This is a genomic window from Sphingobium sp. CECT 9361, from assembly GCF_918741285.1.
GTDB lineage: Bacteria > Pseudomonadota > Alphaproteobacteria > Sphingomonadales > Sphingomonadaceae > Sphingobium.
Genome location: NZ_CAKKNC010000001.1, coordinates 983,256 through 997,081 on the forward strand (window position 1 = coordinate 983,256; position 13,826 = coordinate 997,081).

Sequence of the window (13,826 nt, forward strand, 5' to 3'; positions counted from 1 at the left end):
GCAAAGAAGAAACGCCCTGCTACGCCACTCTTCGGGAAACGCGCGGTCCTAGCATGCCGACGTCCGGGAGCGCGCCGCCATCGACGATCAGCGCCAACAGTCGCCGCGCCTCGAATGGGCCGGGGGCGTCCCATCCGCCGGTTCCAGCGGCGGAAAACCCCCAGAAGCGGCCATAATATTCCGGATCGCCGATCATCATCAGCGGCGGGGTGGCCTGCGCGCGTGCATCCCGCACGACAGCATCCATCATTGCGCGGCCCAGGCCACTGCTTTGATGATCCGGCCGAACCGCGACCGGGCCAACCATGACCAGCGGAGATGTGGCGCCATCCGGACCATGCAACGCCACCGGCCAGCTTTGCAATGTGCCTGCCAGCACGCCGTCATCGTCAAGAACGGCGTAGCTCAGTTCCGGCACCCAGTGCATCCCCGCGCGGATCGTATAGGCCGTGCGTCCCCGTCGATCCATGCCGAACGCCGCATCCAGAAGCGCGTCGATCGCGCTGTCGCTTTGGCTGTCGAGAGGGAGAATATGGGTCACGTCTTGCCGTTCGTTTCGCAAAGGGGCATGAGCGCCCACGAGCGCGGGCGTCTTACCGACTGACCGTCAAATGAAAAGCACGAATTGCACAGCGCAGGACATATGGACTTTCCCACGAACGACTATCTGACGCTGGAGGTGGATGACCTCGACTTCGATGTGCTGACCGGCATTTATTCGGAAGAGACGCATTTGCCGCAGCCCCTGCGCATTTCGGTGCGCGCGCTGTTGAAAATGGCCGACCATTATGCGCCGGATACGCCGCTGACTGCGTCCAAGAATTACATGGACCTCAAACATGCGGCGACGACCGCGCTGCCGCAGGGACAACATTTCACCCTGATCGAAGCGATTGCCGAACATATCATCGAGACGGTGTTCCTGCAGGACGACATGGTCAGGCATGTGCAGGTGAAGATCGTCAAGCTGGCGCTGAGCGAACGCGGCGAGTCGATTGGCATCACCATGGGCCGCTGGCGCAAATAGGCGGTCTACTCTCGGCTCAATATAGCGGTCTAATTTCGATCTCACTTGGACCCGGCATAGGATTGGGGCAACGCTTGGCCCAGGCGACGGCTTCGTCCATGTCCTTGACGGTCCACAGCCAGAAACCGGTAACCAGTTCGCCGGGGTTGGCAAATGGTCCGTCGATCACGGCGCGATCCGGCCCGTCGAACGCAATGCGCTTGGCGTACGATGACGGCAAAAGACCATCGCCGCCGCCTTCTTCCATGATGCCCGCAGCAACCAGTTCCGCGTTGAACCGACCCATCGCTTCCATCATCTGCGTAGTCCACGGTTCAGGGGAAAGACCGGCTTCGCTGTCTTCGGTCGCCTTCACCAGTACAATGACACGCATCGTTTCTACCCTGCTTTTACCAGCCCGATTTCGACCAGCCGCTCGTGTAGATAGTCATGCGCTGAAATCGGGGCTTCGCGTACCGGATTTTCCGTCGTCACGCATTGCGGCAAGGCTTCGATCATGAAGTCGGGCCGCAGATGCAGGAAGAAGGGCATGGAGTAACGCGAAACGCAGCGACGTTCGGGCGGTGGATTGACGACCCGATGGCTGGTCGACGGCAGCACATGATTGGTCAGCCGTTGCAGCATGTCACCCACATTGATGACGAGCGCGCCCTCAGGGGGCGTCACTGGCAGCCAGTTGCCATCGCGGTCCAGTAATTGCAGCCCGCCTTCCTCTGCGCCCAGCAGCATGGTGATGAGGTTGATATCCTCATGCGCCCCTGCGCGCACGCCGGGGGCGTCGGGCGACACGGGTGGATAATGAAGCAGGCGGATGATCGAATTGCCGTCGCGCACGGGATCGGCAAACCAGTCCTTTTCCAGACCCAGATAGAGTGCAATGGCCGACAGCAACTGCAATCCGACGCGATCGAACTCGGCAAACAAACGGGTATAGGTGCTACGAAAGCCGTCTATTTCGCTCGGCCAGATATTGGGCGGCATCGTGCCCGCCAGTGGGCTGCCTTCGGGAAGATCGCGGCCCACGTGCCAGAACTCTTTCAGATCGTTCTCGCTCGCACCTTTGGCGATCTCGGTGCCATAGGCCGTATAGCCTCGCTGCCCGCCGCCACCGGGCACGAGATATGCGCGCTTGGTCGCTTCGGGCAATGCGAAGAACGCCTTTGCATTGGCCCATGCGTCCGCCACCAGCGCCGCGTCCATCCCGTGATCGCGCACCATCGCAAAGCCGAAGCGCTGAAAAGAAGCGCCGAAGTCCCTCGCGAAATCGGCGGAGGCGCCGTCTTTCAGCGAAAGAACGGGAATGGCATCAAGTACGGACTGCAACACGATAGGACTCCTTATATCCCCTCGGTTTAGCCAAAGAGAGTGCGGCTGTCATCCGATCCCGGCTTGATTCCAGCGGCCTTGCTGTCGCAAGGGGAGCGAACCCTCGTTCAACCCAGAAGCGGAAACCCGATGCAGTATTGGCTGATGAAATCCGAACCCGATGTGTTTTCCTGGGACGATCTCGTCGCCAAGAAAAAGGCGGAGTGGGATGGTGTGCGCAATCATCAGGCGCAGGCGCATATGAAGGCGATGCGTAAAGGTGACCAGGCGCTGTTCTATCACAGCAATATCGGGCTGGAAGCGGTCGGCATCATGGAAATCGTCGAGGAAGCCGCGCCCGACAGTACCGACGACACCGGCAAGTGGATCGCCGTGCATGTCGCACCGGTGCGCAAATTGCCGCAGGGCGTTACTCTCAAAGCGATCAAGGCGGACCCTGCACTGGCGGGCATGGCGATGATCCGCCAGTCACGCCTCTCAGTATCCCCGGTTTCTGCGCAAGAATTCAGACATATCTTGAAGATGGCAGGCGAATAGGGCGCATACAGCGATTGCATGAAGCGCAATTGCTTCTGCGCCCTTTGCGATTGCGAGCATATTGCGATGCAGCAATAACGCGCCCAACATAACAAAACAGAGCGTAAGAGGTGTTTGTCGGGCATTCCAAAGGAGAAATTCGATGCGAATGCTGTCCAAAATTGTTCTTTCCGCGCTGGTCCTTTCCATGGCTGCGCCTGCCCTTGCCGAAGACGCCGCCAAGGAGCGTTTCGTTCATGAAGGCTACACCTATGTCTATCAGGTGAAGTCCATCAAGGACGGCAAGCTCATCTCTGGCACACGCTATCCGGGTGCAACGGCGTTCCAGCTCAAGGTGGCTGGCGACAAAGTGAGCGGCACGTCGGGCGGTACCAAGGTCGCGTTCAACGTGGCCGAGGCACGCGGCGCGGTCGCCGAAAAGAAGTAAGCTGCGGTAGACATCCTCTTTCCGCAACTATCGAAAAGGGCGGCTCCTTGCGGGGCCGCCCTTTCTCGTTGAAGCTGATGCCGAGGAATTTTAGCGGCAGCGGCGCTTGCTGTCGATTTCCTTGCCCAGCAATGCACCAGCCGCTGCGCCCAGAACCGTGCCGGTGGTGCGGTCGCCGCGAGTGTCGATCGCGCGACCGGCCAAAGCACCGCCAACGCCGCCGACGATCAGTCCGGTCGTGCCATTGCTCTTGCGGCAATAGGTGCGTCCGTCGCGACCGCGCCATTCCTTGTAGCGGTGATCGCGCCGCGCTTCTGCCTGGTCGGTGGGAAGCGCCATGGAGGCGGGGATCGCGATCGACGCCGCTGCCAATGAAAGCATGAATGTACGCATATGAAGTGCTCCTTCCTGTTTTAACTTCGAGCCTTGAACCACTGCCTTATGGGCAAGGTTGCATGAACCTTATACAACGACACACCATGTTGAATTTACGTTGGATTTTGTACGGTATTCGGCGCGGCGTCCGCGTTTATGACAAAGGCTTGCCTACGGCGTTGCAATAGCTAATGTCGATGAAAGGCATCCCTAGGGGGGATCGCACAGGGTAGAGGGTGATCTTGAGAAGAGCGAGTTTCGTGCGCGAATCGGCCGATGTGCGACGGCAAAGTCTAATCGATGCGACTGCCCAATGTCTGGCAGAGCGCGGCGTAACCGGAACATCCGTACGAGCCATCTCCAAGCTGGCTGGCGTATCTTCGGGTCTTCTTACCCATTATTTCGACGGTATAGATTCTCTTATCCTTGCAACCTATCGCGACCTTGGCAAACGTGTCAGCCTTGCGACCGACCGGGCGGTGGAGGCTGCCGGCTCCGATCCACGCGCAAGGCTAGAGGCCTTCGTGCTCGCAAGTTTCGCGCCGCCGGTGCTCGATCCCAAATTGCTCGTGACATGGGTTGCCTTCTGGAGCCTGGTGCACGGTCGATCCGACATGGCGCAGGCGCATGCCGAAATGTATACCCAGTACCGCAACGATCTATCCGAACATCTTGCCGCGGTGAGACCCGAAAAGGATGCGGCGGGCATCCGGCTGGCAGCAATCGGAATTGCCGCACTGGTGGACGGCTTGTGGCTTGAATTATGTCTCGACCCTGCCACTTTCACGGTCGAGGAAGCATATGCGCTGGCGCGGGGGTGTATCGAGTCTCACGTTGGTAGGAACTGATCGTTTTTCTCGATCATTCGAAGCAAGAAATCCAATTTCCTAAATCGATCGCGGCGCACTATGTCTGCATCCTCAATCGAAGACCTCTAAGGAACTGGAGATATCATGGCGATCATTGGCAGCGAACTGAAGCCTTTTACGGCTACGGCGTATAAAGAAGGGGCGTTCGTCGACGTCACCGATGGCGATGTGAAGGGCAAGTGGGCCGTATTCTTCTTCTACCCCGCTGACTTCACTTTCGTTTGCCCGACCGAATTGGAAGATCTGGCCGACATCTACCCCACGCTGCAGGGCATGGGCGTTGAAGTGTACTCGGTATCGACCGACACGCATTTCAGCCACAAGGCCTGGCACGACACGTCGCCCGCCATCGGCAAGATCAACTATTACATGCTGGGCGACCAGAACCACGACATCAGCAACAACTTCGGCGTGCTGCGCGAAGGCGTTGGCCTGGCGGACCGTGCGACCTTCGTGGTCGATCCGGAAGGCAAGATCCAACTCGTCGAAATCACGCCTGAAGGCGTGGGTCGCAACGCGGCCGAACTGCTGCGCAAGATCAAGGCTGCGCAATATTGGCAGAGCCATCCCGGCGAAGTTTGCCCCGCAAAGTGGGAAGAAGGCGAAACCACATTGGCGCCGTCCTTCGACCTCGTCGGCAAGATCTAAAGTCACACTAATACCCTAAGGGTCGCAACGCTCTCCGGAGAGGCACATTCCGTGCTTCTCCGGATTGCACCGCCGCGCCTCTAATATATCGGAGCCTACGCCATGTTGGACGCCAATGTTAAAGCCCAGTTGAAAAGCTATCTCGTGAACATCACGCAGCCGATCGAGCTGGTGGCGTCGCTGGACGATGGCGCCAAATCGCGCGAGATGCTCGGATTGCTGGAGGATATCGTCAGCCTGACCGACAAGGCCACGTTGATCCGCAAGGATGACGACAAGCGCACCCCCAGCTTCATGATCCGCCGTGCGGGTACGGACATCGGTGTCCGGTTCGCGGGTCTGCCCATGGGGCATGAATTCACCTCCCTTGTTCTCGCTCTGCTGCAGGTCGGCGGTCACCCGTCGAAGGCTGCGCAGGATGTGATCGAACAGGTCAAGAACCTCGAAGGGGATTATGCCTTCGAAACCTACTTCTCGCTGTCGTGCCAGAACTGCCCGGATGTGGTGCAGGCGCTGAACCTGATGGCCGTGCTCAACCCGCGGATCAGCCACACGGCGATCGACGGCGCGCTGTTCCAGTCGGAAGTGGATGCCCGCAAGGTCATGGCCGTGCCGACCATCTTCCTGAACGGTGAGCCCTTCGGTCAGGGCCGTATGGAGCTGGAGCAGATCGTTGCGAAGCTGGACAGCGGCGCTGTTGCGCGGGCTGCCGAGAAGCTGAAGGCGAAGGAAGCATTTGAAGTGCTGATCGTCGGTGGCGGCCCCGCTGGCGCTGCGTCGGCCATCTATACCGCACGCAAAGGCATTCGGACGGGTATCGTCGCGGAACGCTTTGGCGGGCAGGTGCTGGACACGATGGGGATCGAGAACTTCATTTCGGTATCCCACACCGAAGGCCCGAAACTGGTCGCGCAGCTTGAGCAGCATGTGAAGGAATATGATGTCGACATCATGAACCTGCAGCGGGTCGAAAAGCTGATCCCTGCGAAGAGCGAAGGCGGGTTTCATGAAGTCGTGCTGGCGAGCGGCGCGTCGTTGAAGGCGCGGTCGGTGATCCTGTCCACAGGCGCGCGCTGGAGGCACATGAACGTGCCGGGCGAAGACGAATATCGCAACAAGGGCGTGGCCTATTGCCCGCATTGCGACGGGCCGCTGTTCAAGGGCAAGGACGTGGCAGTCATCGGCGGCGGCAATAGCGGCGTCGAAGCGGCCATCGACCTGGCGGGTATCGTCGGCCATGTCACGCTGATCGAGTTCGACAGCCAGTTGCGGGCGGACGCAGTGCTGCAGCGCAAGCTGTTCAGCCTGCCCAATGTCAAGGTCATCACATCGGCGCTGACGACCGAAGTGCTGGGCGACGGCAACAAGGTCATCGGACTGACCTATAAGGATCGCAACAGCGATGCCGCGCATGTCGTCGACCTGCAGGGCATATTCGTGCAGATCGGGCTGGTGCCGAACACCGAGTTCCTTGGCGATACCGTGGCGCTGTCGTCGCGGGGCGAAATCGAAGTCGACCATCGCGGCGCGACGTCCATACCGGGCATTTTCGCGGCGGGCGATGCGACGACGACGCCGTTCAAGCAGATCATCATCGCCATGGGCGAAGGATCGAAAGCGGGCCTGTCGGCATTCGATTATCTGATCCGTCTGGCACCGGAAAGTGCCGAGGCGGCGGCGGGTATGGATGAGGCCGCCGCGGCGTAAGGACGGTAGATTTTATCCTGTCGTCTTATGGCTTTGTCATTTTGGGAGGAACCAGACAGGTAACTGACGCGCTTTGTGTCCAACAAGTTCAAGCCGGAGCGCTCCTGCTCCCTCGCTGAGCGGAGCATGGAATGAAGCAACGAGACGATTGGCATCTTACGGAACGGGTCATGCATGAACAGGGCCGCGGCGATCCCTTCGCGGCGGCCATCCGGGGCACACGCATGCCGATGGTCATCACCGACCCGCGGCAGGACGACAACCCCATCGTGTTCGTGAACGAAGCGTTCCAGAAGCTGTGTGGATATGATGTCGAAGAGATTGTGGGTCGGAATTGCCGTTTCCTGCAAGGGCCGGATACCGCCCCCGAGGCGCTGGAGAAGATACGCGACGCCCTGCATGCCGAAGAAGCGATCAGCATCGACCTGTTGAATTACAAGAAGGACGGGTCGACCTTCTGGAACGCGCTCTACATTAGCCCGGTGCGCGGCGAGGACGGGAGCCTTCAGTTCTTCTTTGCCTCGCAACTCGACGTGTCGGACCGGATCGACGCGCAGAAGCAGATCGCCGAGCAGAAGGCAGCCGTGGAAGAACAGGTCAGGGCACGGACGGCGGACCTGCAGTCGGCGCTGGAAGAAAAGACCATATTGCTGCACGAAGTCGATCACCGGGTGAAGAACAACCTGACGATGATCGGATCGCTGTTGCGGTTGCAGTCCCGCTCGCTGGGCGATCCGCAGTTGCAGCGCACGTTGGAGAACATGCTGGAGCGGATCGACGCATTGGCGATTGTCCATCGGCGATTGTATCAGTCGGAAGATATTTCGAAGTTCGATATCGGTCAGTTCGCTTCCAACCTGGCGGCGGACGTTCTGGGGACGTCGGGGCGCAGCAATATCGTGCTGGAGAGCGACGTCGAATCGGTGATTATCCCGTCCAGCAAGGCATCGGCGACGGGCCTGATTTTGAACGAGCTTATCACCAACTGCGTGAAGCACGCCTTTGCCGATGGCCGCCCGGGGACGTTGTCGCTGGCCGTCAAGGAAGCCGATGGCCTGATCACAATTTCATTGCGGGACGATGGGCCGGGCTTCGATGTCAACGTGTCGAACAATACGTCCATCGGGCAGTCGCTCGTCCGGCGTCTTTCGCGGCAGATCAAGGCGGACACGCAGTGGCATAGCGACGCCAGCGGTACGCATGTTTCCGTCATTTTCCCCACAAACGCTACGTAACCTAGGATTTTCATCGATGTCGCAGTGCGTCGCCCCGTTAAATGTCCTGATCGTGGAGGATGAAGCCCTTCTTGCGATGGATATCGAAGCCATGATCGTGGATGCCGGTCATCGCGTCGTCGGTGAAGCGGCGTCGCTGCGCGAGGTGCGGGCGATGACGCTGGCCAAAGCGCCCCATGTCGCTTTCGTCGATATCCAGTTGGCCGAGGACTCCAACGGGCTGGACGTATGCACCTATATCCATGAGAAATGGGCGAGTACGGCGGTGGTTTTCGTCACCGCCAATCCGGGGAAGATCCCCGTGGACTTCTGCGGTGCCTATGGCGTCATTCCCAAACCCTTCAGCCGTAGCGGCCTGATGCTGGCCATGCGTTACCTGGAGGAAGGGGTGTGCGACCCGCCGCCAGTGTCGCCGCGGCCATCCAGTTTCCTGGCATCGCCCGAAATGGTGACCCGATGGGACAAGCCGCTGAACTGAGGGCGGCCTGTGAAGTTGCGGTTTCGACCGAGGGTGCGGTCAGTGCGTACAGACCGCACCCAAGCGGCTATTATCCTTCAATGCAATAGCTAATCGGTTTGAAGCTGCCTCCGTTCGATTGGAGCGCGGAGCAGGCGGTGAGGCCGACGATCAGGTCCATCTTTGCGAGGAACGATATCCGGTCTCCCGCCTTGCTCAGCGGCGGTTCTACAGTGAAGGTGCCGGTTGCGCCGTCGACGGGCACGTTCATGAAACAGTTAAACGCGGTCGGGATCGCGTCCGGCACGATGCCATAAGGGGCGAGCGCCTCCGCCAGATTGCCGAAGCAGCCGCGATGCGGATCGGTGTCGCCATAGATGATGCGGAAGGTATCCTTCGAGCAGGGCGTGAGCAGGAAGTCGTGTCGCCCCACCGTGTCCGCAACGATATCCAGCATCACCCGGCTGCGGTTGGAATAGAGCGGATCGCCGGTGGTGAGGTAAAGGCGGCTGGCATAATCCAGCGTGCGGCCTGACGACAGCACTTCGCCAATATCCTCCTGACTATAGGCCAGCAGATCGGCGACCTGGCCGCCGGTGGGGTCGATGACGGTGAGCGTCTGCCCGGCCTTTACGACGAAGGCCGTGCCGGTGCGCGGCGGGATGGTCAGGGTGTCCGAGTTGAGGCTGTCAGGCAAAGGTCGATGTTTCCTTTCGCTGGAAGGGGCAGGCCCAGTCGTTCGAGACCGCCCGACCGCTATATTGGCGGGCTTCGCTGGCTTCGCCATGGCGGGCAAGCATGGGGTTGATGTCCCCTGCGAGCGCTTCGTCGCGGGACAGGATGGCACTGCGGATCTTCTCATAGCGGCCCTGTTCGCGCAGAACGGTGAACTGATCGTGCAAGTTGAAGATGAGGCCGGGGATGGGGAAGCGCCGCGCCGGTCGGCTGGCACCGGGATGGATACCGACGACGAAAAAGGCTTCACCGGCAAAGCTGAGCGAGAAATGGGGATCGTCCGGATCGGTGCTGATCGTGGGATCGGGGGCATAGCCCAGCCAGCTATCCTTGTCGGACAGCGACTGGATTCGCTCCCACAGCAAGCCTTCGAAGGTCGGCTCGTCCAGATCGTCCGGCCCTTCGAACAGGACGACGAGGGTGCGGAACAAGGCCCGGTCGCTGCGGTAGCGGCTGACCGTCTCGCCAAGGGCCGGGAGGACGCGCAGGTCATCCCATGCCGACGCGATGTCGCGGGCAATGACGAAGTCCATCTGCCCGCTGGCAAGGGCGGACTTGGCCCCGACACAGGGGAAAGACGCAGAGCGGATATGGGTTCTGAACCGATCCGCGAGCGGATGGTCGTTGTCGAAATACGCTGTAACCATGCCGACCAAACCCGCAAAGGCGCGGGAAGTTCAACGGGAAAGGGTTGATATGGGTTAATGGCGGGCGGTGGGCGTGGGGGAAATAAGTCGATACGTGGAAAGGGGGGTGTGTTGGATTTGTTGGATTTTGGGGGTGGCTACGCGTTCAAGTCTGTGTATTTTAATCCACATGCCTAAAGATGCGACGACCCCGTTCGATCCCGCAGCCTATATCCGTACGGACGAAGAGGCGGCGCTGTATTTCGACGATGCGCTGCAAAGCGGTGACCCTTCCGTGATCGCAGCAGCGCTGGGTACGATCGTGCGCGCGCGCGGCGCGAGTGAGGTGGCGAAGGCGAGCGAAGTAAGCCGGTCGGCGATCTACAACCGGTTGCTCGAAGGCGGCGGTGAAGCATAAACCGGTCGGATCAGCTGGCAGTCCTTAAAGTCAATAGAGACCGCCGAGGCGTCACCCTTAAAAATGCATTTGGCTGTCACAGAGTCACCTAGTTGCAGACGCAAGATGGCGGCTGAGAACTTAGGCTCAAATAGCAGATTGGTGCTTGGGTAGGAATTATCACCCCCAAACTCACACTAACGAAACCACCATAGGCTTCATATACATCTTTAACGCTACCTGTGACTTCAGCAACTGCCCCCACAAATGGCGCAATCAAACGCTGCGCCTCGGCATTGGTCCGTCCTTCGTGGAATCCCATCACACGCTCGGCAGATAATCCGGTAATCGAAACTGACGAGGGTGCAATTTTCTCTGGCGAGGCGGGTTGGGGAGAGGATTGCGGCGAAGAAGAGGCGGGCAAGCCGTTATTAGGAATCACAAGTTTCGCTAAATGGATGCATCCGGCAGCCACGATCAGCGCTAAAGGGGCATAGTTAGCCCAACCCGGAAAGCGCAGCGACGGGAAGCTTTCTTTTAGATCTGTAGCATCCTCCACCGCTTGGTTCACAGCCATGAAAACCGCTGCGATCGCGATGAGTGTAATTTCAAGCCACCCCATACATTCGTCATAAGCGAACAACGCCATTTAATGCAAAGCGTTTGTAACATTCATAATCGTCCGAATATAACCAAATAGGCACAAACACCTTGACAGCGTAACGCTCATCTGGCACATGAGTAGATATTGGGAAAACTGAGTCGCTGCGGCGGCGCGATGCAGAGGCTGGTCCGGAAGGGCTGGCCTTTTTTGTGTCGTGCGTGGGCGGGAGGAGGAGCGCTATGGTGGGGAGTTCGGGGGAAAAGCGGGGCGATGCGGCACAGAAGGCGCATGACGCTCCGGCGGCCAAGCCGCGCAAGACGCGGAGCGATGGGTGGACGGCGGAAAAGCGCTTTGCGTTCTGCCGCGCGCTGGAGGAGACGTGCGACGTCAAGGAATCCGCGCAGCGCGTGGGGATGCATGTCAGCGGCGCCTATGACCTGCGGGCGCGCGATCCGTCCTTCTGCCGGGAATGGATGCAGGCGATCAACCGCGCGGTCATGGACCTGGAGCTGGAATTGCTGCGTCAGGCGAAGTTCGGGACGGAGCGGGAGGAAGTGACGCGCACCGGCAATGGCGCCGACGCGCCGGTGACGCAGCGCAAGACGATCCGCACCTATGCCCCGGCGCAGGCTTTGCGCGCGATCGCGGCGCATCGGATGACGGCGATGCAGGTGCGGGTGCAGGAGGCAGTCGAGGAGGAACGGGCGGAGGCTGCGCGCAAGGCTGCGGAGGTGGCTGCGCGGCCCGATGCGCAGACGGCGGTGGATCGGGTCCGGGCGGAAGTGGAGCGGGTGCGGGCGAAGCTGGATGCGGCGGGTGAAGGTGGTGCGTAACCATTAGCACCGTTCACCCTGAGCTTGTCGAAGGGCCATTCTTCCTAAGAAGAAAGAGGCTTCGACAAGCTCAGCCCGAACGGTGGTGGGGGGAGGCGATTAGGAATGGTGAGTGTGTTGACGGAGTTGGCGCAATTGCCATCGGCCGCGCGGGACGATCTGTTCCGGCGCATGGACGACGCCACGGCTGCGGCTTTGGAAAATAGCTGGGAGGCAATGGGCCACACCGGGCAGAAGCCGCCCGAGGGCGACTGGCGCGTGTGGTTGATGATGGCGGGGCGCGGCTTTGGCAAGACGCGGGCGGGGGCGGAATGGGTGCAGGGCATCGCGATGCGCGATGGCGGCGCGCGGATCGCTCTGGTCGGGGCCAGCCCTGCCGAAGCGCGCAGCGTGATGGTGGAAGGCGAGAGCGGCTTGCTGGCGGTGGCGCGGCTGCGGGGAATGCGGCCGCTATGGTATCCGGCGCTGCGGCGGCTGGAATGGGCTTCGGGGGCGCAGGCGTTTACGATCGGTGCGTCCGACCCGGAGGCGCTGCGCGGGCCGCAGTTCAGCCATGCCTGGGCCGACGAAATCGCCAAATGGCCGATGGGACAGGCGGCGTGGGACAATCTGGAGCTGGCGTTGCGGCTGGGCGACTGGCCGCGGGTGCTGGCGACGACGACGCCGCGCCCGGTGGCGTTGCTGCGCGGGTTGCTGGCGCGCGGGGACGCGGGCGGCGTGGTGTGTACGACCGGGCGGACGGAGGACAATCGCGGGCATCTGGCCCCCGGCTTTATCGAGGCCGTGACGGCGCAGTTCGGCGGCACGCGGCTGGGGCGGCAGGAGCTGGACGGCGCGATGATGGAGGATGTGGAAGGCGCCTTGTGGACGCGCGACCTGATCGAGCGGTGCCGGGTGCGGCATGTGCCGGCGGTGGCGGCGGGGGAAGGCGCTGCGCTGTCCCGCGTGGTGGTGGGTGTCGATCCGCCGGCTGGCTCCGGGGATGGCGATGCGTGCGGGATCGTGGTGGCGGGCGTCGGCATGGATGGGCGCGCTTATGTGGTGGCGGACGCGAGCGTCGAGGGGCGCGGGCCGGAAGGCTGGGCGCGGGCAGTGGCAGGCGCGGCCTTTGCGCATGGTGCCGACCGGGTGATCGCCGAAGCGAATAATGGCGGCGCGATGATCGAAAGCGTGCTGCGCGCGGTGGACGATAGCCTGCCGGTGCGGCTGGTCCATGCGTCGCGCGGGAAATCTGCGCGGGCGGAGCCGGTGGCGGCTTTGTATGAAGCGGGCAGGGTGGCGCATCGCGGGGCTTTCCCGGCGCTGGAGGATCAATTGTGCGGGATGCTGATCGGGGGCGGCTATGCAGGGCCGGGGCGCTCGCCGGACCGGGCCGATGCGTGCGTGTGGGCGCTGACGGCGCTGATGCTGGGCAAGGGGCGTGGGGGCGTGGTGCGGGTAAGGGGGGTGTGAGGGACTTTCACACCGTCGTCATGCTGAGATGGTTTCAGCATCCATTTGTGGTCCTATGGGGTGTATGGGGCACTTGGTGCAGTTTGTGGGGCGCGATGGATCCTGAAACGAGTTCAGGATGACGGACATAGGGATAACCGGCGTTGGGAAAAGGACGAAGCGCCTTTCCGGGAACCGGCGGCGGGGGTAGTCGTTCTGTTTGAGAACCTATTTTACATCGGAGTATGGACATGAAGACGACCATGATGATCGCAGCAGCCGTAGGCGCTTCGCTGATCGCGGGGCCGGTGATGGCGCAATCGCTGAACAGCAAGGACCGGGCGCGGATCGCGCGGGCGGCACCGCGGGATCGCGACGATGTGCGCTATTGCCTGATCCAGGGGAAAAAGGGCCGCGACAAGGGCACGGTGATCGGTGCCGCCGGTGGTGCCGGTGTAGGCGCGCTGGCTGGCGGCAATCTGGGCGAGAGCCTGCTGGCCGGTGCGGCGGGTGCTGTGGCGGGTCGGGTGATCGGCAAGAGCGAAGGGACGAATTCGACCTGCGACCGGGTGTTGGCGCGCAACCGATAGGG

Annotated in this window: 18 protein-coding genes and 1 pseudogene; 12 read left to right on the forward strand and 7 right to left on the reverse strand. The window is 61.2% G+C overall.

Annotated elements, in window-relative coordinates:
* Nucleotides 1-19: 19 nt before the first annotated feature.
* A complete protein-coding gene (locus LQ220_RS04465; RefSeq protein ID WP_230187053.1) occupies nucleotides 20-541 on the reverse strand; it encodes an N-acetyltransferase in 522 nt (173 codons plus the stop codon).
* A gap of 102 nt (nucleotides 542-643) precedes the next feature.
* Between LQ220_RS04465 and LQ220_RS04470 the strand changes: the two genes are divergently transcribed.
* On the forward strand, nucleotides 644-1,027 hold the full coding sequence (locus LQ220_RS04470) for a dihydroneopterin aldolase (RefSeq protein WP_230187054.1): 384 nt from the start codon (nucleotides 644-646) through the stop codon (nucleotides 1,025-1,027).
* Between the two features lie 16 nt (nucleotides 1,028-1,043).
* On the opposite strand, the gene LQ220_RS04475 is transcribed toward LQ220_RS04470, so the two are convergent.
* Nucleotides 1,044-1,400, reverse strand: a complete 357-nt coding sequence (locus LQ220_RS04475; RefSeq protein WP_230187055.1) for a YciI family protein — start codon at nucleotides 1,398-1,400, stop codon at nucleotides 1,044-1,046.
* A gap of 5 nt (nucleotides 1,401-1,405) precedes the next feature.
* On the reverse strand, nucleotides 1,406-2,353 hold the full coding sequence (locus tag LQ220_RS04480; RefSeq protein ID WP_230187056.1) for a 2-oxoglutarate and iron-dependent oxygenase domain-containing protein: 948 nt from the start codon (nucleotides 2,351-2,353) through the stop codon (nucleotides 1,406-1,408).
* 129 nt (nucleotides 2,354-2,482) lie between these two features.
* Here LQ220_RS04480 and LQ220_RS04485 point away from each other — a divergent pair, with 129 nt between their 5' ends.
* The gene (locus LQ220_RS04485; protein ID WP_230187057.1) at nucleotides 2,483-2,890 is read left to right on the forward strand and encodes an EVE domain-containing protein; all 408 of its coding nucleotides are present in this window, start codon (nucleotides 2,483-2,485) and stop codon (nucleotides 2,888-2,890) included.
* A 142-nt stretch (nucleotides 2,891-3,032) separates the two neighbouring features.
* Nucleotides 3,033-3,317, forward strand: coding sequence for a hypothetical protein (locus LQ220_RS04490; protein ID WP_230187058.1), 285 nt, complete (start codon nucleotides 3,033-3,035; stop codon nucleotides 3,315-3,317).
* Nucleotides 3,318-3,407: 90 nt separating this feature from the next.
* Here the strand turns inward: LQ220_RS04490 and LQ220_RS04495 are convergent, their stop codons facing one another.
* Nucleotides 3,408-3,710: a glycine zipper 2TM domain-containing protein gene (locus tag LQ220_RS04495; RefSeq protein WP_230187059.1), complete on the reverse strand. Its 303-nt coding sequence runs from the start codon at nucleotides 3,708-3,710 to the stop codon at nucleotides 3,408-3,410.
* A gap of 242 nt (nucleotides 3,711-3,952) precedes the next feature.
* Here LQ220_RS04495 and betI point away from each other — a divergent pair, with 242 nt between their 5' ends.
* From betI to LQ220_RS04520, 5 genes are all read left to right on the forward strand, one after another.
* Entirely contained in the window at nucleotides 3,953-4,540 is a 588-nt protein-coding gene (betI, locus tag LQ220_RS04500) for a transcriptional regulator BetI (RefSeq protein ID WP_230187060.1), read from the forward strand.
* A 105-nt stretch (nucleotides 4,541-4,645) separates the two neighbouring features.
* The gene (gene ahpC / locus LQ220_RS04505) at nucleotides 4,646-5,209 is read left to right on the forward strand and encodes an alkyl hydroperoxide reductase subunit C (RefSeq protein ID WP_230187061.1); all 564 of its coding nucleotides are present in this window, start codon (nucleotides 4,646-4,648) and stop codon (nucleotides 5,207-5,209) included.
* A 102-nt stretch (nucleotides 5,210-5,311) separates the two neighbouring features.
* The gene (ahpF, locus tag LQ220_RS04510; RefSeq protein WP_230187062.1) at nucleotides 5,312-6,916 is read left to right on the forward strand and encodes an alkyl hydroperoxide reductase subunit F; all 1,605 of its coding nucleotides are present in this window, start codon (nucleotides 5,312-5,314) and stop codon (nucleotides 6,914-6,916) included.
* Between the two features lie 131 nt (nucleotides 6,917-7,047).
* Nucleotides 7,048-8,151 (forward strand): histidine kinase dimerization/phosphoacceptor domain -containing protein, encoded by a 1,104-nt coding sequence (locus tag LQ220_RS04515; protein WP_230187063.1) that lies wholly within the window; start codon nucleotides 7,048-7,050, stop codon nucleotides 8,149-8,151.
* A 16-nt stretch (nucleotides 8,152-8,167) separates the two neighbouring features.
* Nucleotides 8,168-8,629: a response regulator gene (locus LQ220_RS04520; protein WP_230187064.1), complete on the forward strand. Its 462-nt coding sequence runs from the start codon at nucleotides 8,168-8,170 to the stop codon at nucleotides 8,627-8,629.
* Between the two features lie 70 nt (nucleotides 8,630-8,699).
* Here LQ220_RS04520 and LQ220_RS04525 read toward each other — a convergent pair whose 3' ends face one another.
* On the reverse strand, nucleotides 8,700-9,305 hold the full coding sequence (locus LQ220_RS04525; protein WP_230187065.1) for an urea carboxylase-associated family protein: 606 nt from the start codon (nucleotides 9,303-9,305) through the stop codon (nucleotides 8,700-8,702).
* Complete coding sequence (gene gntA, locus LQ220_RS04530; protein ID WP_230187066.1) at nucleotides 9,298-9,990, reverse strand: guanitoxin biosynthesis heme-dependent pre-guanitoxin N-hydroxylase GntA; 693 nt, start codon at nucleotides 9,988-9,990, stop codon at nucleotides 9,298-9,300. The genes LQ220_RS04525 and gntA overlap by 8 nt, the downstream gene beginning before the upstream one ends.
* A gap of 169 nt (nucleotides 9,991-10,159) precedes the next feature.
* Here gntA and LQ220_RS04535 point away from each other — a divergent pair, with 169 nt between their 5' ends.
* Nucleotides 10,160-10,387 (forward strand): addiction module antidote protein, encoded by a 228-nt coding sequence (locus LQ220_RS04535; RefSeq protein ID WP_230187067.1) that lies wholly within the window; start codon nucleotides 10,160-10,162, stop codon nucleotides 10,385-10,387.
* A gap of 88 nt (nucleotides 10,388-10,475) precedes the next feature.
* Here the strand turns inward: LQ220_RS04535 and LQ220_RS04540 are convergent, their stop codons facing one another.
* Nucleotides 10,476-11,015 (reverse strand): hypothetical protein, encoded by a 540-nt coding sequence (locus LQ220_RS04540; protein WP_230187068.1) that lies wholly within the window; start codon nucleotides 11,013-11,015, stop codon nucleotides 10,476-10,478.
* A 637-nt stretch (nucleotides 11,016-11,652) separates the two neighbouring features.
* Between LQ220_RS04540 and LQ220_RS04545 the strand changes: the two are divergent.
* From LQ220_RS04545 to LQ220_RS04555, 3 genes and pseudogenes are all read left to right on the forward strand, one after another.
* Nucleotides 11,653-11,790: pseudogene (locus LQ220_RS04545) on the forward strand (cold-shock protein); the annotation flags it as partial.
* Nucleotides 11,791-11,908: 118 nt separating this feature from the next.
* Entirely contained in the window at nucleotides 11,909-13,255 is a 1,347-nt protein-coding gene (locus LQ220_RS04550) for a terminase family protein (protein WP_230187069.1), read from the forward strand.
* A gap of 230 nt (nucleotides 13,256-13,485) precedes the next feature.
* Nucleotides 13,486-13,824 carry a hypothetical protein gene (locus LQ220_RS04555; RefSeq protein WP_230187070.1) on the forward strand — a complete coding sequence of 113 codons (339 nt, stop codon included), beginning with the start codon at nucleotides 13,486-13,488 and terminating at the stop codon, nucleotides 13,822-13,824.
* Nucleotides 13,825-13,826 lie beyond the last annotated feature (2 nt).

What these genes read in the sequence shown, in the direction of transcription:
- LQ220_RS04485 (WP_230187057.1), top strand. Translation starts at nt 2,483, where the DNA reads ATGCAGTATTGGCTGATGAAATCCGAACCCGATGTGTTTTCCTGGGAC.
- ahpF (WP_230187062.1), top strand. Translation starts at nt 5,312, where the DNA reads ATGTTGGACGCCAATGTTAAAGCCCAGTTGAAAAGCTATCTCGTGAAC.
- LQ220_RS04515 (WP_230187063.1), top strand. Translation starts at nt 7,048, where the DNA reads ATGAAGCAACGAGACGATTGGCATCTTACGGAACGGGTCATGCATGAA.
- ahpC (WP_230187061.1), top strand. Translation starts at nt 4,646, where the DNA reads ATGGCGATCATTGGCAGCGAACTGAAGCCTTTTACGGCTACGGCGTAT.
- LQ220_RS04470 (WP_230187054.1), top strand. Translation starts at nt 644, where the DNA reads ATGGACTTTCCCACGAACGACTATCTGACGCTGGAGGTGGATGACCTC.
- LQ220_RS04540 (WP_230187068.1), bottom strand. Translation starts at nt 11,015, where the DNA reads ATGGCGTTGTTCGCTTATGACGAATGTATGGGGTGGCTTGAAATTACA.
- LQ220_RS04495 (WP_230187059.1), bottom strand. Translation starts at nt 3,710, where the DNA reads ATGCGTACATTCATGCTTTCATTGGCAGCGGCGTCGATCGCGATCCCC.
- LQ220_RS04475 (WP_230187055.1), bottom strand. Translation starts at nt 1,400, where the DNA reads ATGCGTGTCATTGTACTGGTGAAGGCGACCGAAGACAGCGAAGCCGGT.
- gntA (WP_230187066.1), bottom strand. Translation starts at nt 9,990, where the DNA reads ATGGTTACAGCGTATTTCGACAACGACCATCCGCTCGCGGATCGGTTC.
- LQ220_RS04520 (WP_230187064.1), top strand. Translation starts at nt 8,168, where the DNA reads ATGTCGCAGTGCGTCGCCCCGTTAAATGTCCTGATCGTGGAGGATGAA.
- LQ220_RS04535 (WP_230187067.1), top strand. Translation starts at nt 10,160, where the DNA reads ATGCCTAAAGATGCGACGACCCCGTTCGATCCCGCAGCCTATATCCGT.
- LQ220_RS04550 (WP_230187069.1), top strand. Translation starts at nt 11,909, where the DNA reads ATGGTGAGTGTGTTGACGGAGTTGGCGCAATTGCCATCGGCCGCGCGG.
- LQ220_RS04555 (WP_230187070.1), top strand. Translation starts at nt 13,486, where the DNA reads ATGAAGACGACCATGATGATCGCAGCAGCCGTAGGCGCTTCGCTGATC.
- LQ220_RS04490 (WP_230187058.1), top strand. Translation starts at nt 3,033, where the DNA reads ATGCGAATGCTGTCCAAAATTGTTCTTTCCGCGCTGGTCCTTTCCATG.